This window comes from Bradyrhizobium cosmicum (assembly GCF_007290395.2).
Lineage (GTDB): Bacteria > Pseudomonadota > Alphaproteobacteria > Rhizobiales > Xanthobacteraceae > Bradyrhizobium > Bradyrhizobium cosmicum.
This window is the reverse complement of the sequence record NZ_CP041656.2, coordinates 3,357,362-3,376,134: the sequence shown is the minus strand read 5'-3', so window position 1 is coordinate 3,376,134 and position 18,773 is coordinate 3,357,362. Positions and strand designations below refer to the sequence as shown.

Below are 18,773 nucleotides of genomic sequence, written 5' to 3'. Positions count from 1 at the left end.
CATTGGGCAGCCACGACCATCGCGGTCATGACCACCATGACCATGCCGGCCACGCGCACGATCATGGGCACAGTCATGATCTTGGCCACGGGCATGTCCATGCGCCCGCCAGTTTCGGCAAGGCGTTCGCGATCGGCATCAGTCTCAACACCGCGCTGGTGGTGGCCGAGGCGATCTACGGCTATCTCGGCAACTCCACCGCCCTGCTTGCGGACGCCGGCCACAATCTGTCCGACGTGCTCGGCCTGGTCGTGGCGTGGTGCGCATCGATCGCGGCGCGGCGCGCGCCGAGCGGTCGCTTCACCTACGGCTTTCGCGCTTCCACCATCCTGGCCGCGCTGGCGAACGCGGTGTTCCTGCTGGTCGCCACCGGCGCGATCGGCTGGGAGGCAATTTTGCGTTTGCGCGAGCCGGAGCCGGTCGCGGGCGTGACCGTCATGGTGGTCGCCGGCATCGGTATCCTCATCAACGGCTTCACCGCGCTGCTGTTCGCGCGCGGACGCAAAGACGACATCAACATCGAAGGCGCGTACCTGCACATGGCGGCCGACGCCGCGGTCTCGCTCGGCGTAGTGGTCTCGGCGGCGCTGATCATCTGGACCGGCTGGCTCTGGCTCGATCCCGTCACCAGCCTCGTGATCTGCGCTACCATCCTCTGGAGCACCACCAGCCTGCTGCGCGGCTCCATCGACATGTCGATGGCCGCAGCCCCCAAGGGCACCGATCTCGCCGCGATCAAGCTGTTCCTGCTGGAACGGCCGGGCGTGTCAGCAATCCACGATCTTCACGTCTGGCCGATCTCGACCACCGAGACGGCGCTGACGTGCCATCTCGTGATGCCCGCGGGAGCCGCCGATGCATTCCTGATGGAGACCGCGCAGCTGCTGACGGCGTCGTTCCGCATCGGCCACACCACGCTCCAGATCGAGACGCATCCCGACAATGGCTGCGCGCTGGCGCCGGATGACGTGGTGTAGGCAAGGTCCATCCACATCGTCATTGCGAGGAGCGAAGCGACGAAGCAATCCAGAGAGTCTCCACGGAGGGATTCTGGATTGCTTCGCTCCGCTCGCAATGACGGCGGAGAAAGCGGAGGCTACACCGCCTTCGCCGTCACGATCCAAATCGCGCCCTGCAACGCCACGCTCTGCCCCTTCTGGAACGGCGCGAGCGTCTCTCGGATCGACGCTTTGGCGGCCGCATATGTCTCCGGCGGATGGCCCTGCAGCGCGCGGCTGGCGGGGCCGATCTGGAGCGAGCCTTCGACCGCGGCATCGAGCCCGCCGCCGATGGCGATGTCCATCGCCAGATTATGCGGCTCCATCGCCACGTTGACGAAGCCTGCACCCGTCAGGATGCGCGTCACGCGCTCCTCCGCGGCAAAGGCGAACGGGCCTGGCTCCTCCGGTCCGACCGGCGGCATCTTGGGCACGTGCTTGTAGACCGCCATCAGCGGCGCCATCATCCACGGATTTTCCTTCGGCTCGCGCCAGCAGGCAAAGGCGAGCCGTCCCGACGGCTTCAGCGCACGGCGCAGATTGGTGAAGGACGCGATGGGATCGGCGAAGAACATCACGCCGAAGCGCGAGGCGAGCAGATCAAAGCTCGCCGGCTCGAACGGATACACCGTCGCGTCTGCCAGCACGAAATCGAGCGGCAGCCCTTTTGGCGCAAACGCGCGCGCCTGCGACAGCATCGGCTCGGAGACGTCGAGCCCGAGCGCAAAGCCGTCAGGCGCCACCGCTTTGGCGAACGCGAACGTCGTCGCGCCGGAGCCGCAGCCGACGTCGAGAACGCGTTCCCCCGGCTTCGGCCTCGCGCGGTCGATCAGCACGTCGGCAATGGGTCCGAGCAGTGTTTCCTGTGCCGCATGGCGGTCGGCCCAGCGCTGTCCGCTCGGCCCGTTCCAATAGGCGATCTGGTCGGCGTTTTGCTCGTGTCCGCTTGGCTGTTGCATTGAGGCCCCCTGTCGTTTTGCCGGTCGTGATACCACGCCGGAAGCCCATCAAGCGGTCAAATCAGCGCGGTTTGCGACGCGGCCACCTCTTGCTCCAGCCCCCGCTGGAGCGCTAAAGAGGCGCCGTGGGGCGGTTAGCTCAGCTGGTTAGAGCATCTCGTTTACACCGAGAGGGTCCGCGGTTCGAATCCGTGACCGCCCACCAGCCTTCGCTCGCTTCGCGAGCTTCGGCTCGGCAGGCCAGCCCCAGAGTTCATCGGCGCGAAGCGGGCGAAGGCCGCCACGCCGAAGCCGTCTGACGAAGGCGGGCTTTATCGCAAGCTGAACCTCAATCCCCCGGCCTTCCCGGCAACAGCGGCACCGCGTCGATCCACACCGCGGCCGACTGGCACCAGATATGCCTCACCGGCCGCAATTGGTCGCGCTGGCGGATGCTGCCCCAGCGGATGCCCCAGTCGTCGGCCTGGTCGCCCTCGCCGCTGGTGAACAGCGGGGAACCGCAGTCGCCGCAAAAATGCTGGAAACGCATCCGGCCGTTGTCGCCGCGCTTGCCGTAGACCTTCGGAGTGCCGCCGGTCAGCTTCACGTCGGCCTTGGTGCAGATCGCGGTCACCCGGAACGGCGAACCCGTCAGCGTCTGGCAGTCGCGGCAATGGCAGACCGAGACCGCCTCGGGGTCGATCTCGGCCTCGAAGGTGATCTGCCCGCAATGGCATTGCCCGTCGACCTGCATCGCAACCCTCCCCAAAACAAAAACGGCGCCCGAAGGCGCCGTTTTATCATCTCTTGCTGAACCTAGTGAGCGGTCAGTCCGCCGGCGGCTTCGTCGCCGTCCGGCTTCACCGTCACCTTGGTGTCCTCTTCCCAGACGATCGGCACCGGCTTCTTCACCAGCGCCCTGGCGACGACGTCGTCGAGGCGCGAGACCGGGATGATCTCCATGCCGCCCTTGATCGCATCGGAAATCTCCGTGAGATCCTTGGCGTTGTCCTCGGGGATCAGCACCGTCTTGATGCCGCCGCGAGCAGCGGCAAGCAGCTTCTCCTTCAGGCCGCCGATCGGCAGCACGCGGCCGCGCAGCGTGATCTCGCCGGTCATCGCGACATCGTGGCGGACCGGGATGCCGGTCATGACCGAGATGATCGCGGTGGCCATCGCCACGCCCGCGGACGGACCGTCCTTCGGCGTCGCGCCTTCCGGCACGTGCACGTGGATGTCGCGGCGGTCGAACAGCGGCGGCTCGATGCCGTAGACGATCGCGCGCGAGCGGACATAGGACGCAGCCGCCGAGATCGACTCCTTCATCACGTCGCGCAGATTGCCCGTGACCGTCATCTTGCCCTTGCCGGGCATCATGACGCCTTCGATGGTCAGGAGCTCGCCGCCGACATCGGTCCAGGCAAGGCCGGTGACGATGCCGACCTGCGGCTCGCTCTCGATCTCGCCGTAGCGGTACTTCGGCACGCCCAGAAGCTCTTCGAGAGTCTTCTCGGTGACCTTGACCGACTTCTTCTTGGAGATCATCAGCTCCTTCACCGCCTTGCGGGCGAGTGTAGAGAGCTCACGCTCCAGATTACGCACGCCCGCTTCGCGGGTGTAGCGGCGGATCAGCAGCAGCAGCGCGTCGTCGTCGATCGAGAACTCCTTGGAGTCGAGGCCGTGCTTGGAGACCGCGTTCGGGATCAGGTGCTTGCGCGCGATCTCGACCTTCTCGTTCTCGGTGTAGCCGGCGATCCGGATGATCTCCATGCGGTCCATCAGCGGGCCGGGAATATTGAGCGTATTCGCGGTCGTGATGAACATGACGTTCGACAGATCGTAGTCGACCTCCAGATAGTGGTCGGCAAACGTCCCGTTCTGCTCGGGGTCGAGGACCTCGAGCAAGGCCGAGGACGGATCGCCGCGGAAATCGGCGCCCATCTTGTCGATCTCGTCCAGCAGGAACAGCGGATTGGACGACTTCGCCTTACGCATCGACTGGATGATCTTGCCGGGCATCGAGCCGATATAGGTGCGGCGGTGACCGCGGATCTCGGCCTCGTCGCGCACGCCGCCGAGCGAGACGCGCACGAATTCGCGCCCTGTCGCCTTCGCGATCGACTTGCCGAGCGAGGTCTTGCCGACGCCGGGGGGGCCGACGAGGCACAGGATCGGGCCGGTCAGCTTGTTGGCGCGCGACTGCACCGCGAGATACTCGACGATGCGTTCCTTGACCTTCTCCAGCCCGTAGTGATCGGAGTCCAGAACGGCCTGCGCCGCCCCCAGATCCTTCTTCACCTTGGACTTCTTGTTCCACGGAATCGACAGCAGCCAGTCCAGATAGTTGCGCACGACGGTCGCTTCCGCCGACATCGGCGACATCTGGCGCAGCTTCTTCAATTCATGCTGCGCCTTCTCGCGCGCTTCCTTGGAGAGCTTGGTCTTGGAGATCTTCTCTTCGAGATCGGCGAGCTCGTCGCGACCATCGTCGTCGCCGAGTTCCTTCTGGATCGCCTTCATCTGCTCGTTGAGATAATACTCGCGCTGGGTCTTCTCCATCTGGCGCTTGACGCGCGAGCGGATGCGCTTCTCGACCTGCAGCACCGAGATCTCGCTCTCCATCAGGCCCAGCACCTTCTCCAGGCGCGTGGTGACGGACAGCGTCTCAAGGATGCCCTGGCGGTCGGCGATCTTGACGGCGAGATGCGAGGCAACGGTGTCGGCGAGCTTGGCGAAATCGGTGATCGCCTGCACGACACCGACGACTTCGGCCGAGATCTTCTTGTTGAGCTTCACGTAGCTCTCGAAGTCGGACACGACCGAACGCGACAGCGCTTCCGCCTCGACCGACTTCGCGTCGGTGTCGGCGAGCGCAATTGCGGTCGCTTCATAGTACTCGCTGCGATCGGTGTACTTCTGCACGCGCGCACGCTCGAGCCCTTCGACCAGCACCTTCACGGTGCCGTCGGGAAGCTTCAGGAGTTGCAGCACGCTGGCAAGCGTACCGGTCTCGTAAATGGCATCGGGCGCCGGATCATCGTCCGACGCGTTCTTCTGCGTCGCGAGCATGATCAGCGCATCGTTCTTCATCACCTCTTCGAGCGCGCGGATCGACTTCTCGCGGCCGACGAAGAGCGGAACGATCATGTGCGGGAAGACGACGATGTCGCGCAGCGGCAGCACGGGGTAAGCGTGTGTTTCGCCATGGACAATGGTTGGCCGGGGTTTTGGATTCGTCATGGCCTTTTCCTTTTGCTTTGCCCCCTTGCACGCAGCCCGCATGCTCATGCGCAACCGCCACAAGGTGCCGAGGTGATCCACAAACCAGCCTGCCATTTACGGGGCGGACTGGGCTTGCCGGATCGGAACTGAGGCGAATCTTGAACAGAAGTTTCGCTCGCCGTCGATATTAGGTGGCTATCGAGCGGGGGGGTGTCAAGTCATTGAAAGACGCGCGCCATCAGGCGCTTACGCACGCGAATAAGCGACGCAACACCGGCTGCGGAGGAACTTTCCGCAGCCCTTACTTGATAAGACGATTGGAGCGTTCCAGCGCCGCAAATCAGGCGCTGGCGTTCTCGACGGCGCGATCGGACCGATCGGCGTAGATGTAGAGCGGACGGGCCGTTCCTTCCACGACTTCGCGCGAAATCACGACTTCTTCCACACCTTCGAGGCCCGGCAGGTCGAACATGGTCTCAAGCAGGATCGCCTCGAGGATCGAACGCAGACCACGCGCGCCGGTCTTGCGCTCGATCGCCCTGCGGGCGACCGCGCCAAGCGCCTCGTCGGCGAAGGTCAGCTCGATGTTCTCCATCTCGAACAGCCGCTGGTACTGCTTCACCAGCGCGTTCTTCGGCTCGGTGAGGATCTTCTTCAGCGAGGCCTCGTCGAGGTCCTCGAGCGTCGCCACGACCGGCAGACGGCCGACGAACTCGGGAATGAGGCCGTACTTCAGGAGGTCCTCAGGCTCGACGTGACGGAAGATCTCGCCGGTCCGGCGATCCTCCGGCGCGAGCACCTGGGCCGCAAAGCCGATCGAGGTCGACCGGCCGCGCGCCGAGATGATCTTCTCGAGGCCGGCGAACGCACCGCCGCAGATGAACAGGATGTTGGTGGTATCCACCTGCAGGAATTCCTGCTGCGGATGCTTGCGGCCGCCCTGCGGCGGGACCGAAGCCACCGTGCCTTCCATGATCTTCAGCAGCGCCTGCTGCACGCCCTCACCCGACACGTCGCGTGTGATCGAGGGATTGTCGGACTTGCGGCTGATCTTGTCGATTTCGTCGATGTAGACGATGCCGCGCTGGGCGCGCTCGACATTGTAGTCGGCGGCCTGAAGCAGCTTCAGGATGATGTTCTCGACGTCCTCGCCGACATAGCCGGCTTCGGTCAGCGTCGTCGCGTCAGCCATCGTGAAGGGCACGTCCAGGATGCGGGCGAGCGTCTGCGCGAGCAGCGTCTTGCCCGAACCGGTCGGACCGATCAGCAGGATGTTCGACTTCGCAAGCTCGACGTCGTTGTGCTTGGTCTGGTGATTGAGGCGCTTGTAGTGGTTGTGCACCGCGACCGACAGGACCTTCTTGGCATGGCTCTGGCCGATCACGTAATCGTCCAGCACCTTGCAGATTTCCTTCGGCGTCGGAATGCCGTCGCGCGACTTGACCAGCGAGGATTTGTTTTCCTCGCGGATGATGTCCATGCACAGCTCGACGCACTCGTCGCAGATGAAGACCGTGGGACCCGCGATCAGTTTGCGGACTTCGTGCTGGCTCTTGCCGCAGAACGAGCAATATAGCGTGTTCTTGGAGTCGCTCGTGCCGACCTTACTCATTCATGTCTCCGTCCGCGGTTCGATCTCGTCCGCTCGATCGCCCATTCCGACACAGTAGTCGGCATGGGACTCAAATAGAGCAAATTCCGTACCAAAAAAGACCCTACGCGTTACATCCCGTGCGAATCACGGTCACTCGACTCTCCGCGATCATAGCCGATCATTCGTAGCCAACCATGCTGTCACCCGACTATCAAGAATTCGCTAATCGGGGAGCCGCCGGCTACCCGTGACAATACCGTGATTTCACGTCTTGGCACGGGAGAACTGATCGAAATCGCGGTTACGTGGCCGGATTGCCACGAAAAACAAGCACGAAAGCGGAACTTTCTGCCTGCCGCTGGGCGCAAAATTGCTTTTGCGCCCCCTGCGAACGCGTCCTTAGCATGAACGGCGTCCTGACGATCCCCTGCGATGCCGGGGATCGCTGCTGCATCCCGGTAGTGCTACGGGGTTTTCGGGCCCGCCGGCTCCTCGGCGCGCTTGTCGATGACCCTGTCCACCAGACCGAACTCCTTGGCGTCGTTCGCGGTCAGGAACTTGTCGCGTTCCAGCGCATCCTCGATCGTCTTGTAGGTCTGGCCGGTATGCTTCACGTAGATTTCGTTGAGCCGCTTCTTCAGGTTCAGGATTTCCTGGGCGTGCAGCATGATGTCGGTGGCCTGGCCCTGGAAGCCGCCGGAGGGCTGATGCACCATGATGCGCGCGTTCGGCAGCGAGAAGCGCATGTCCTTCTCGCCGGCGCAGAGCAGTAGCGAGCCCATCGAGGCCGCCTGCCCCGTGCACAGCGTCGAGACCGGCGGGCGGATGAACTGCATGGTGTCGTAGATCGCAAGACCCGACGTCACCACGCCGCCCGGCGAGTTGATGTACATCGAGATTTCCTTCTTCGGATTTTCCGCCTCGAGGAACAGGAGCTGCGCGACGATCAGCGTCGACATGCCGTCCTCGACCGGTCCGGTCAGGAAGATGATGCGCTCCTTCAAAAGGCGCGAGAAAATGTCGTAGGCGCGCTCGCCACGGTTGGTCTGCTCGACCACCATGGGCACGAGGTTCATGTAGGTTTCAACCGGATCGCGCATGAGTCACCTGGGGTTTTAGGAGGACATCGCCAGTCTTGGCTGCCAGGCTTGCTGGACTTGCCGGAAGGCCGATGGACGTCCCGTGATGCAGGAAGTTGGTAGAAGTAGAACGCGTAGGTAAAGGGCGTACCGACAGATATAGCCCAATTCGCGCCAGACAAGTGCGGAGCGAATTAAGGCTTAATCCATCCGGCACTTGAAGCTGATTCTCGCAAAAAGGCCCAGCCAGCCACATGGCTAGCCGGGCCTGATCCTTGATCATCCTTAATAGAAGGCTTTCTTGGGCAAAGGATTGCCTCAAAGCCTTCAGGCAGCGGTCTTTTCCGCCTCGTCGTCCTTGTAGAGGTCGTCGCGCGAGACCTTCTTCTCGGTCACGTTGGCGAGCTCGAGGATGAAGTCGACGACCTTGTCCTCGTAAATCGGTGCACGAAGCTGGGCCAGCGCCTGGGCGTTGCTGCGGTAATAGTCCCAGACTTCCTTCTCGCGGCCGGGCATCGAGCGCGCCCGCTCGATCACGGCGCGACCGACCTCGTCGTCGGTCACGGTGATCTTGTTCTTCTCGCCGATCTCCGAGAGCACGAGGCCGAGCCGCACGCGGCGGTCGGCGATCTTGCGGTACTCTTCCTTGGCGGCGTCTTCAGTGGTGTTCTCGTCGGCAAAGGTCTTGGCCGCGGAGTCCATCTCGGCCCTGACCGAGTTCCACATCAGATTGAACTCCTCGTCGACGAGCGAGGGCGGAGCCTCGAAGCGGTGGGCCTCGTCGAGCTGGTCGAGCAGCGCGCGCTTGACGCGCTGGCGCGTCGCGGTCGCGAACTCGGCGACCAGCCGCTCGCGCGCGGCTTCCTTCAGCTTGTCCAGCGATTCGAGGCCAAGCGTCTTGGCGAACTCGTCGTCGATCGCGATGTCCTGAGGCGCCTCGATCGTCGTTGCAGTGGTCTCGAACTCGGCCGGCTGGCCGGCGAGCTTCTCGCTCATGTAGTTCTTGGGGAACGTCACCTTCAGCGTGCGGGTTTCGCCCGCGCCGATGCCGATGAGCTGCTCCTCGAAGCCCGGAATGAAGGTGTTGGAGCCGATCACGACCTGGATGCCCTCGCCGGTGCCGCCCTCGAAGGCTTCGCCGTTGATGGTGCCCTTGAAGCTGATGGTGACACGGTCGCCCGACTCAGCCTTGGCGCCGTCCGCCTTCGCGGCATAGCCGCGGTTGGAATCGGCGATGCGCTTGATCGCCTCGTCGACGTCGGCGTCGGTCACCTCGGCGACCGGCTTCTCGACCTGGAAGGACTTGAAGTCGGCGAGCGCGATGGCCGGCACCACCTCGATCGCAACCGTGTAGGTCAGATCGGTCTTGCCACTCAGCAGCTCCTCGACCTCGGCCTGCTCGCTCGGCATGGTGATCTTCGGCTCGGTCGCAAGGCGGAAGCCGCGCTCGGAGAACAGCTGCGTGTTGGTGTCGCGGATGGTCTGATCGATGGTCTCGGCCATCACCGAGCGGCCATACACCTTCTTCAGGTGAGAGACCGGCACCTTGCCGGGGCGGAAGCCGTTGATGCGGACCTTGTCCTTGAGGTCGACGAGCTTGGCGCCGGCCTTGGCGTCGAGATCAGACGCGGGAACGCTGATCTTGAACTCGTGCTTCAAACCTTCCGAGAGGGTTTCTGTGACCTGCATGGCGTCCAATCTTCTTCTCGTTCGGCCCCGGCACGCTATCGCGTCGGGACGCTGTCATTAATCGATCCGGCGCGAGGCGAACGCCTCAACGCCGGCGGTTGATCGGACCGCTTCCGCCGGAAACACTCCGTGTGGAAGCAGCCCTTGGGTAATCCGTGCAAACGCTGAAAGCGCTTGGTGCGGGCGGAGGGACTCGAACCCCCACAACTTTCGTCACTGGAACCTAAATCCAGCGCGTCTACCAGTTCCGCCACGCCCGCGTAAATTTGCATCAAGACCGGCCGCGATGCCGCGGGCGGCGGGCTTATAGCATGTGCCCGCCTGTTCGCAGCAAAAAAATGGTCCGATCGATACCTGCTTCAAGTAGGCAGGATGGCTGGACTTATCCAGCGTGGCATGGTCCGGATCGAGCCATGAAACTGCGGCTCTTCGACCCCAACAGGCGCGAGGTTCTGGCCGGACTTGGCGCCTCGCTCGGAGCCTCTGCAACCGGGCTGATGTCCGGCGGCGCAGGCCCGCTGGTGAACGCCCAGGTCGCGCTCCAGGCCCGACTCGCGACCCTGCCTCTGCGGCCAGGTCAGCCGGCTACACCAATCTGGGAGCTGGCCGCCGTAAGCCACACCAGGGGCGTCCGTCTCAGGCGTGGCGACCGCTGCGAAGTGGTCTTCCGCAACGATCTGCCTGTGCCGCTTGCCCCAGTCTGGTACGGCCTGAATGGCCCGGCCGCGGTCGACCCGCTGCGGGGGCGCGCGCCGACAGCGCCGGACACGACCGAAACCTCAATTATTTCAATAGCAAGCGCCGGGACGCTGCTGGCCGACTTCCGCCTTTTCGAGGACAGCCTCAAGCAGCCCGCGCGCCCGCTTGCGATCATCGCCAACGAACCAATCCGGATCGCCGTCGATCGCGACGAGATTCTGCTGATCGAGGAATGGCGCCTGCGGCCGGACGGGACCGCGCTCCCCCCGGGGCACGACCCGAGCGACACGACGCCGCTGTACACAATCAACGGGCAGACTTCATTTGAACTCTCAGCTAGGGCCGGTGAGCGGTTGCGGCTGCGCTTCATCAACGGCTCGCAACGGTCTGTCCTGGCGATCAAATTGGAGAATCATGACGTCCGCGTGGTGGCGCTGGACGGACAACCGGCCGAGCCATTCCCGGCGCGGAGCGGCGCCCTGGTGCTGGCCCCCGGCGCGCGTGCCGACGCCGTGGTGGATGCGGCCGCCTCGGTCCCCTTCCTGCTCCATGACGGCAAGGAGGCGCGCCCCATCGGGAAGCTCACGATATCCGGCGAACCGGAGCGGCGCGCGGCGCTGTTGCCGCCCGAGCGACTCCCGCCGAACGACTTGCCCGAGAAGCTCGACCTGAGAGGCGCCCTGCGGTTCGATGTCGCGCTCGGCGCACCCGACGCCGGCTGGACCCGGCCTGCAGGCTTCTCCGTCGCCTCCGCTCCCGCCTTCCGTACCAAGCCCGGCCGCACCGTCGTGCTGGCCCTCAAGAACCCCGCGCCGGTCACCAGCGTGTTCCACCTGCACGGCCATCACTTCCGTCTGCTCGACCGGCTCGACGACGGCTGGAAGCCCTACTGGCTCGACACGCTCGCCATCGAGCCCGGCCAGACCCAGCGCATCGCGTTCGCCGCGACCTCCCCCGGACGATGGCTGATCGAATCCGTCGTCACCGACTGGGCCGCGCCGCGGCTGGTGCGCTGGTACGCGGTGGAGTGAGTTATCGGCCCGCACGCGTCCAGAGGTAGCGGACGTCGGGCTCCCGCTCCTCGTTCCGCGTTCCGTCGGTCTTTTCGACCAGCGTGAACCCGCGCGCTTCATAGAAGCGCCGCGCTCGCGCGTTGCGCTGGAAGGTCCAGAGCTCGAGCCGTTCGCAAGCCCCCTTGGCAATGTCGAGGAGCTCGGTGCCGACACCGCGGCCGTGGGCGGCGGGAAGCACGTAGAGCTGCTCGATCCAGCCGTCATGGAAGGCGATGAGCCCGCTGAGCTCATCACCGTCGAAGCGTCCCCACACGCGGCACATCGCGAAGACATGCTCGCGGTAGAACCAGCGGTCCTCGTCGGGCGTATATAGCCCGACGAGCCAAGGCATCGCATGGTCAAACGCAATCCGATGGAGCCGCGCTGCCGCGCCCGTATCGGTGAGCGCGAGCTCTCTGATCACTTAGTACTCCACCCCAAGCGCATTATAGATCCGCCGGTGCACGGCCGGCAGCGTCTCCGTCAGGTCTTCCGCGATCAGGCCCGGCCCTGCCTCGCTGCCCGCTTCACCATGCATCCACACACCGATGCTGGCGGCTTCGAAGGCCGGCACGCCTTGCGCCAAAAGCCCGGCGATGATCCCCGCGAGCACGTCGCCGGCGCCGGCGGTGGCAAGCCATGGCGGTGCGTTGGCGGCAACGGTGGCGCGGCCGTCCGGCGCGGCGATCGTGGTGTCAGGCCCCTTCAAGAGCACGACCGCGCCGGAGCGCTCGGCAGCGGCGCGGACGCGTTCCAGCTTCGAGCGGCCCGGATATTTGTTGCTGAGATCGGAGAACAGGCGCGGAAACTCGCCCTCGTGCGGCGTCAGCACCACCGCATTGTCCTGCGAGGACTTGATCGATTCGAACAGGCGCTCGGGGTTCGCGGCAAAGCTCGTCAACGCATCGGCGTCGAGCACGAGATGCCGCTGCGCGCCGAGCGCCGTGTGGACGAAGTCGCAGGTTCGCTCGCCGATGCCGGTGCCGGGACCGATCATGCAGGTGTTGTAGCGCTTGTCGCCGAGCAGCTCGCCGAACTCGATCGCGGTGTCGACGGGGCGAACCATCACCGCTGTCAGTGCGGCCGCATTGATCGCGAGCGCATCGCGCGGGGTGGCCAGCGTCACGAGACCCGCACCGGCCCGCAACGCCGCGCGCGCTGCCATCCGTGCCGCGCCGGTCGCCGCCGCGTCGCCGGAGACCGCGAGCACATGGCCCCGCGCATATTTGTGGCCGTCGATGCGCGGCACCGGAAAGGCGGCGCTCCAGAAATCCGGATCGTTCTCGAAAGTCCGCGGCGCGATCTCGTCCAGCACCTGTGCGTCGATCCCGATGTCGGCGACGCGCACGTGGCCGCAATGCATCCGGCCGGGCATCAGCAGGTGCGCCGGCTTCTTGCGGAAGAAGGTAACGGTCTCGGTGGCATTCACCGCCACGCCCATCACGGCGGCGCTGGTGCCGTTGATGCCGCTCGGCAGGTCGACCGCGAGTACGGGAGCGCCGTTGGCGTTGATCGCCTCGATCATCGCGCGCGCCTCGCCGTCGACCGGACGACTGAGGCCTGCGCCGAACAGCGCGTCGATGATCAGAGCGGGCCGTCCGATCGCCTGGGGATTGAACGGGAGCACCGGATGCTTCCAGCCGCGCGCGGCTGAGGCCGCATCGCCCTGGAGCTGGTCGCGCTCGCACATCAGGATCACCGAGACCTCCCGGCCCTGCGCGGCGAGCTCGGCGGCCGCGACGAAACCGTCGCCGCCGTTGTTGCCGGGGCCCGCCACGATCAGGATCGGCCCCTCCTCCACCAGCGCGTTGGCGGCCTCAGTGACGGCCTGGCCCGCGCTCAGCATCAGCTTGAAGCCGGGGGTGCCTGCCGCGATCGAGAGCTGGTCGGCGCGCGCCATTTCAGCGTTGGTCAGAACTTCCATGCCACTTCCCTGTACAAACGCCTCTTCAACAGGCATCTTCCGTCCCGATCCGACCGACAGAACATCGATCTGCACACAAATCGAACTGTTTGCCTATTTCGTAGTCTTCGGTATTTTGGGCCGGTCGGCTCCACCTATCAGAGTTGCTCGTTAAAAGGCTGATAACGCTCCAATAATCAGGGCATTTGCAACTTGGCATAGACCCTGCTTTCGAGGAAGCCGCTTCGGTTCGTCGTGCTCACTGGCATCTTTCAGGGTGTGGCCGGCCGTTGTTGCCGGACTGGTCAGGGAGTGCGGCATATCGAAGACACGATCGTGCGTGACAAAAGCGCATCCTGACGAAGACGTTGCTATTTGATCGAAAGGCCGGGAGGCGCGCAGTGAAGAAAATCGAAGCCATCATCAAGCCATTCAAGCTCGACGAGGTGAAGGAAGCGCTTCAGGAAGTCGGCCTGCAAGGCATTACCGTCACCGAAGCCAAGGGCTTTGGCCGCCAAAAGGGGCACGCCGAGCTTTATCGCGGCGCGGAATACATCGTCGACTTCCTGCCGAAAGTGAAGATCGAGATCGTGATCGGCGACGATCTGGTCGAACGCGCCATCGACGCAATTCGCCGCGCTGCGCAGACCGGACGGATCGGCGACGGCAAGATTTTCGTCTCCAACATCGAAGAGGCGATCCGCATCCGAACCGGCGAATCCGGGCTGGACGCTATCTGAGCCGGGTGCTATCCCGCAGCTTGCGACACTGTGAAAAGAAATAAGGCTGCTTCGGCGGCCTGATTTCGTTTGTGCGGTCGCGCGCGAACTCGCCAAACGCGAGAATAATCTTGCTCACCTGGAAACCGACCCGCAGAGCCAAAAGGGGTATGCATGAAGACCGCCAAAGACGTCCTGAAATCGATCAAGGACAACGACGTTAAGTACGTCGACCTGCGCTTCACCGATCCGCGCGGCAAGTGGCAGCATGTGACGTTCGACGTCGGCATGATCGACGACGATATCTTCGCCGAAGGGACGATGTTCGACGGCTCCTCGATCGCCGGCTGGAAGGCGATCAACGAGTCCGACATGTGCCTGATGCCCGATCCGGTGACCGCGACGATCGATCCGTTCTTCGCCGAGACCACCATGGTCATCACCTGCGACGTGCTCGAGCCGACCACCGGCGAGGCCTACAACCGCGACCCCCGCGGCATCGCCAAGAAGGCGGAAGCCATGGTGAAGTCGATGGGCGTGGGCGACAGCGTGTTCGTCGGTCCCGAGGCCGAATTCTTCGTGTTCGACGACGTCCGCTTCTCCAGCGGCCCCTACAACACCGGCTTCCGTCTCGACTCCTCCGAGCTGCCGACCAACTCCGACACCGAATATGAAGGCGGCAATCTCGGCCACCGCATCCGCACCAAGGGCGGCTACTTCCCGGTCCCGCCGCAGGACTCGGTGCAGGACATGCGCTCGGAAATGCTCGGCGCCATGGCCAAGATGGGCGTCAAGGTCGAGAAGCACCATCACGAGGTCGCTTCGGCCCAGCACGAGCTCGGCATGAAGTTCGACACGCTGACGCTGATGGCCGACCACATGCAGATCTACAAGTACTGCATCCATCAGGTCGCGCACATCTACGGCAAGACCGCCACCTTCATGCCGAAGCCGATCTACGGCGACAACGGCTCGGGCATGCACGTGCACCAGTCGATCTGGAAGGACGGCAAGCCGGTCTTCGCCGGCAACAAGTACGCCGACCTGTCGGAGACCTGCCTCCACTACATCGGCGGCATCATCAAGCACGCCAAGGCGATCAACGCCTTCACCAACCCGTCGACCAACTCCTACAAGCGTCTGGTCCCGGGCTATGAAGCTCCCGTGCTGCTCGCCTATTCCGCGCGCAACCGCTCGGCCTCCTGCCGCATCCCCTACACGGCGAATCCGAAGGCCAAGCGTGTCGAGGTGCGTTTCCCCGATCCGCTCGCCAATCCCTATCTCGGCTTCGCATCGATGCTGATGGCCGGCCTCGACGGCATCAAGAACAAGATCGATCCGGGTCCGGCGATGGACAAGGACCTCTATGACCTGCCGAAGGAAGAACTGAAACAGATCCCGACCGTCTGCGGCTCGCTCCGCGAGGCGCTGGAAAATCTCGACAAGGACCGCGGCTTCCTCAAGAACGGCGGCGTGTTCGACGACGACTTCATCGACGCTTACATCGAGCTGAAGATGACCGAAGTCGCCCGCTTCGAAATGACCCCGCACCCGGTCGAATTCGACATGTACTATTCGGGCTAAGCCGCCCGAACAGAACGCGACAAGCAAGGGGCGCTCCGCGAGGAGCGCCCCTTCGTTTTGGGCGCGAACCTACATCTTCGGCTTGGCGATCCGCACCCCGTCCGCCCCGATCGGGCCGAACGTACCGGCGATGATTTCCGGCGTCGGCTGCATGCCGCCGAGCGACCAGTGCGAGGGCTCCTGCTCCTCGATCCTGACCCAGACGTTGCGGCGGAACTCCGGGCTGCCCTGCCCTTCGACCTCGACCATGAGGTCGGTGACGCGCTCGAGCAGTGTCTTCTTCTGCGCGGCATCCAGGATGCCGCGGACGGTGGAAATGGTGATGTAGGGCATATCTCTCTCCAATCGTGTCGTGTGACGATGGCGCGAATTTGGACCTGATGCTCCCGACAAGGCAGTGGCAGATAAGCCAGAGATCGGGCAATTTCCGCCACGCGGCGCGCACACCGATCGGATACGATCGCTGTCAGCCGCTTGGAGGTCCCATGAAGCTCGCAGTTCTGGCGCTGGAAGGTTGCATGCAGTCGGCGATCGCCGGCGTCGCCGACGTGCTGTCGCTCGCCAATCACGTGATGCAGCAGAGCGGCGCGAAATCCCGCTTCGCCTGGCAGACGCTGTCGCTCGACGGCAAGGCCGTGCGCGCCGGCGGCGGCCAGATGGTCGCGGTCGATGGCGCGATTGGCAAGCGCGCCAGCTTCGATGCGATCCTCGTCCCCGGCAATCTGGTCGATCACGTCACGGCCGCGCGCCTGCAACCGCAATATGCCCGGGCCGGCGCCTGGCTGCGGCAACAACATGCCAACGGCCGGCTGATCGGAGCGTTTTGCAGCGGCGTCTTCCTGCTGGCCGGTGCCGGCTTGCTCGATCACCGCCGCGCCACCATCACCTGGTGGCTGCAGGGCGAGCTGCGGCAGCGCCATCCTGCCATCGACCTTGCCGCCGACGCCGTCATCACCATGGCGGATCGCATCGTCTGTGCGGCCGGACCGATGTCGTGGGTCGACCTCCTGCTCAGGCTGATCGAACTGGTCGAAGGCAAGGAGATCGCAAAGCTCTGCGCGGACTACGTCGTCATCGACACCGCGCAGCGCACCCAATCGATCTTCATGCCGGTCGGCTATCTGCTCTCACAGGACCCGCTGCTGACCCGGGCCGATCTCCTGGTCCGGCGTACCGGCAAGAGACCGATGACGGTCAAGCGTCTCGCGGGCGCGCTCGGCCTCAGCGAGCGCACACTGAACCGGAAGTTTCAGGAACTCACGCGTGAGCCGCCGCAGGCCTTCATCACGCGCCGCCGCGTCGAGCATGCCCGCACACTGCTCGAGACGACGACGCAGCCGGTCAAGACGATCGCACGCGCGGCCGGCTACGAGGACGAGAGCAGCTTTCGCAAGGCGTTCCGCAAGTTGACCTTGATGTCGCCGCAGGCCTATCGCGCGCGACGCCTGGACCCGGCGGCGTAAGACCGGCCCCGTCACTTATCCGGAAAATTCACCCCGATCTCCGTCACGACAGGTGTAAACTTCACCAGCGCAGCGTTGTCGGAGGCAGCCTTGACGCCCTCGCCGGAGAGCGACCTGGGCGCGCCGGCGTTCTTGCCGGAACGGGGGGAACGGTGGTCGCGCTGAAATAGCGCCTTCGTCCCGGCGTGCAATCCGACTACGCCGCCGCGCGCTGCTTCGCCACCAGGGCTTCGCCGAACGCTTCGAACAGCTTGCGGTTGATCGGATTGCGCTGCGGGTCGTACTCGGCGTGCCATTGCACGCCGAGCGCGAAGGTCGGGGCTTCCGCGATGCGGATCGCCTCGATGGTGCCGTCCTCGGCAACGCCTTCGATCAGCACGCGCTTGCCGGGATCGAGAATGCCCTGGCCGTGCAGCGAATTGACGCGAATTTTCTCGCAGCCGAGCAGCTGCGCGAACGCGCCGCCCGGCGTGAGATCGACGTCGTGGCGGTCGGCGAACACCACGGTCGGATCGGGATGGATCTCGCCGTTCTCGAGCCTCGGCATCCGGTGGTTCATGCGGCCCGGGATTTCGCGGATCTCCGGATGCAGCGAGCCGCCGAAGGCGACGTTCATCTCCTGCAATCCGCGGCAGATGCCGAACAGCGGAATGCCGCGGGCGACGCAGGCGACCGAGAGCGCCAGCGCGACCTCGTCGCGGTGGATGTCATAGGGCTCGTGCGCCGCACAGGGATCGACATTGAAACGGGTCGGATGAACGTTGGCGCGGGCGCCGGTCAGCACGATGCCGTCGACGGTGTCGAGCAGCGCGCTGATGTCGGTTATGTCGGGCGCGCCCGCGAACATCAACGGCAGGCCGCCGGAAACCTCGGCCACGGCGCGCAGATTGCGCTCGCCGACCATCTGGACCTGAAATCGATTTTCGACGCGATGGGCGTTCCCGATCACGCCGACGACCGGCTTTCTCATCTTCCGTTCCGACCTCCCAGTAAGAAGATTCTCCAAACATGCCCTTGGCATGGCACAAATTCAACATTGGGCTACGCGGGACGGCAATGCTATTTTCGCGCAAACGCCTCCCGGGCCTCGGTCTCGCTTCCTACGGGCAGGCCGGCGGCCTTCAGCGCGGTTGCCGCCAGCTCGCCCGGCGCGGTCAGCCAGGGCAGTTTCGCCTCGATTCCGCGGGTCACCGGCTCCCCGAATACGCCACCGAAATCGATCGGCCAAAGCCCGTTGGGCACCACCTCGGCGGTGAGCCCGCGCATGGCGTAGCCGTCACCCAAAACCGCATCGGCATGGTCGCCGGCGACAAGGCGCGCGGTCCCGGGGTCTGCAGGATCGCCAAAGCTCACGAGCACGGGGACGAGGTCCCCCTGCACCGGGACCACTCCAGTCTGCCGGTTGAGCTCGTTGAACGAGACTCGGTTGCCGCGCGCGGCGCCGTAGGCGCGGAGCGCGACATAGTTGATATCATCGAGGTCGAGCTTGGCGTCCTGCCGGTGCGCCAGCAATGCCACCAGGTTCTTTCCATGGCCGAGGTCGACGAACACGGCCTCCCCGCGCATCGTGGTGCGGCCGCCACGGCTGTAGCCGCGGTCGGGTACGACGGCCAGAATACCGGACCCGGTCCTGATCCCGCTCGGCGTCGTCACCTCGACCGTAAGGCGATATTTGTGGCCGGGCCGGTTGATCCGGATCTGGTCGCCGATCACGAGCACGGCGAGAAGCCCGAGCAGACCGGCCCACTTGCTGATGAAACTCAAGCCGCCCCCACCTGTTCTCTCCTCATCGCTCTGCACCGTTCCAACCGCAGCGTCAAACCAGCGCGTTGA

16 protein-coding genes and 2 tRNA genes are annotated in these 18,773 nt (G+C 64.5%); 6 read left to right on the top strand and 12 right to left on the bottom strand.

The annotated features are described in order from the left end of the window. Positions 1-2: 2 nt before the first annotated feature. On the top strand, positions 3-977 hold the full coding sequence (locus FNV92_RS16265) for a cation diffusion facilitator family transporter (protein WP_168213693.1): 975 nt from the start codon (positions 3-5) through the stop codon (positions 975-977). Between the two features lie 119 nt (positions 978-1,096). On the opposite strand, the gene FNV92_RS16260 is transcribed toward FNV92_RS16265, so the two are convergent. Beyond that, positions 1,097-1,957, bottom strand: coding sequence for a class I SAM-dependent methyltransferase (locus tag FNV92_RS16260; protein ID WP_143845699.1), 861 nt, complete (start codon positions 1,955-1,957; stop codon positions 1,097-1,099). Between the two features lie 128 nt (positions 1,958-2,085). Here FNV92_RS16260 and FNV92_RS16255 point away from each other — a divergent pair. Beyond that, positions 2,086-2,162, top strand: a tRNA-Val gene (locus tag FNV92_RS16255). 123 nt (positions 2,163-2,285) lie between these two features. Here the strand turns inward: FNV92_RS16255 and FNV92_RS16250 are convergent. The 6 genes from FNV92_RS16250 to FNV92_RS16225 all read right to left on the bottom strand — a co-directional run bounded on the left by FNV92_RS16250 (position 2,286) and on the right by FNV92_RS16225 (position 9,780). Further along, complete coding sequence (locus FNV92_RS16250; protein ID WP_143845700.1) at positions 2,286-2,690, bottom strand: GFA family protein; 405 nt, start codon at positions 2,688-2,690, stop codon at positions 2,286-2,288. A gap of 62 nt (positions 2,691-2,752) precedes the next feature. Further along, positions 2,753-5,176, bottom strand: a complete 2,424-nt coding sequence (gene lon / locus FNV92_RS16245; protein WP_041748872.1) for an endopeptidase La — start codon at positions 5,174-5,176, stop codon at positions 2,753-2,755. Positions 5,177-5,498: 322 nt separating this feature from the next. Further along, positions 5,499-6,770: an ATP-dependent Clp protease ATP-binding subunit ClpX gene (gene clpX / locus FNV92_RS16240; protein ID WP_015685740.1), complete on the bottom strand. Its 1,272-nt coding sequence runs from the start codon at positions 6,768-6,770 to the stop codon at positions 5,499-5,501. A 446-nt stretch (positions 6,771-7,216) separates the two neighbouring features. Continuing rightward, the gene (locus FNV92_RS16235) at positions 7,217-7,852 is read right to left on the bottom strand and encodes an ATP-dependent Clp protease proteolytic subunit (protein WP_015685739.1); all 636 of its coding nucleotides are present in this window, start codon (positions 7,850-7,852) and stop codon (positions 7,217-7,219) included. 306 nt (positions 7,853-8,158) lie between these two features. After that, the gene (gene tig / locus FNV92_RS16230; protein ID WP_143845701.1) at positions 8,159-9,520 is read right to left on the bottom strand and encodes a trigger factor; all 1,362 of its coding nucleotides are present in this window, start codon (positions 9,518-9,520) and stop codon (positions 8,159-8,161) included. Positions 9,521-9,695: 175 nt separating this feature from the next. Next, positions 9,696-9,780 (bottom strand) — tRNA-Leu (locus FNV92_RS16225). Between the two features lie 153 nt (positions 9,781-9,933). Between FNV92_RS16225 and FNV92_RS16220 the strand changes: the two genes are divergently transcribed. After that, positions 9,934-11,250, top strand: a complete 1,317-nt coding sequence (locus FNV92_RS16220; RefSeq protein WP_143845702.1) for a multicopper oxidase family protein — start codon at positions 9,934-9,936, stop codon at positions 11,248-11,250. Position 11,251: 1 nt separating this feature from the next. On the opposite strand, the gene FNV92_RS16215 is transcribed toward FNV92_RS16220, so the two are convergent. Both FNV92_RS16215 and FNV92_RS16210 read right to left on the bottom strand, forming a co-directional pair. Continuing rightward, complete coding sequence (locus tag FNV92_RS16215) at positions 11,252-11,695, bottom strand: GNAT family N-acetyltransferase (RefSeq protein ID WP_143845703.1); 444 nt, start codon at positions 11,693-11,695, stop codon at positions 11,252-11,254. After that, positions 11,696-13,195, bottom strand: coding sequence for an NAD(P)H-hydrate dehydratase (locus FNV92_RS16210; protein WP_168213694.1), 1,500 nt, complete (start codon positions 13,193-13,195; stop codon positions 11,696-11,698). A gap of 380 nt (positions 13,196-13,575) precedes the next feature. On the opposite strand from FNV92_RS16210, the gene FNV92_RS16205 reads away from it, so the two are divergent. After that, on the top strand, positions 13,576-13,914 hold the full coding sequence (locus FNV92_RS16205; RefSeq protein WP_007603495.1) for a P-II family nitrogen regulator: 339 nt from the start codon (positions 13,576-13,578) through the stop codon (positions 13,912-13,914). A gap of 153 nt (positions 13,915-14,067) precedes the next feature. Further along, complete coding sequence (gene glnA, locus FNV92_RS16200; RefSeq protein WP_143845705.1) at positions 14,068-15,477, top strand: type I glutamate--ammonia ligase; 1,410 nt, start codon at positions 14,068-14,070, stop codon at positions 15,475-15,477. A gap of 69 nt (positions 15,478-15,546) precedes the next feature. On the opposite strand, the gene FNV92_RS16195 is transcribed toward glnA, so the two are convergent. Further along, positions 15,547-15,810 (bottom strand): tautomerase family protein, encoded by a 264-nt coding sequence (locus tag FNV92_RS16195; RefSeq protein ID WP_143845706.1) that lies wholly within the window; start codon positions 15,808-15,810, stop codon positions 15,547-15,549. Between the two features lie 152 nt (positions 15,811-15,962). Here FNV92_RS16195 and FNV92_RS16190 point away from each other — a divergent pair, with 152 nt between their 5' ends. Beyond that, the gene (locus FNV92_RS16190) at positions 15,963-16,940 is read left to right on the top strand and encodes a GlxA family transcriptional regulator (RefSeq protein WP_143845707.1); all 978 of its coding nucleotides are present in this window, start codon (positions 15,963-15,965) and stop codon (positions 16,938-16,940) included. Between the two features lie 196 nt (positions 16,941-17,136). Here the strand turns inward: FNV92_RS16190 and FNV92_RS16185 are convergent, their stop codons facing one another. Both FNV92_RS16185 and FNV92_RS16180 read right to left on the bottom strand, forming a co-directional pair. After that, the gene (locus FNV92_RS16185; RefSeq protein WP_143845709.1) at positions 17,137-17,910 is read right to left on the bottom strand and encodes a gamma-glutamyl-gamma-aminobutyrate hydrolase family protein; all 774 of its coding nucleotides are present in this window, start codon (positions 17,908-17,910) and stop codon (positions 17,137-17,139) included. Positions 17,911-17,999: 89 nt separating this feature from the next. Beyond that, complete coding sequence (locus tag FNV92_RS16180) at positions 18,000-18,704, bottom strand: hypothetical protein (RefSeq protein WP_143845710.1); 705 nt, start codon at positions 18,702-18,704, stop codon at positions 18,000-18,002. Positions 18,705-18,773: the final 69 nt, after the last annotated feature.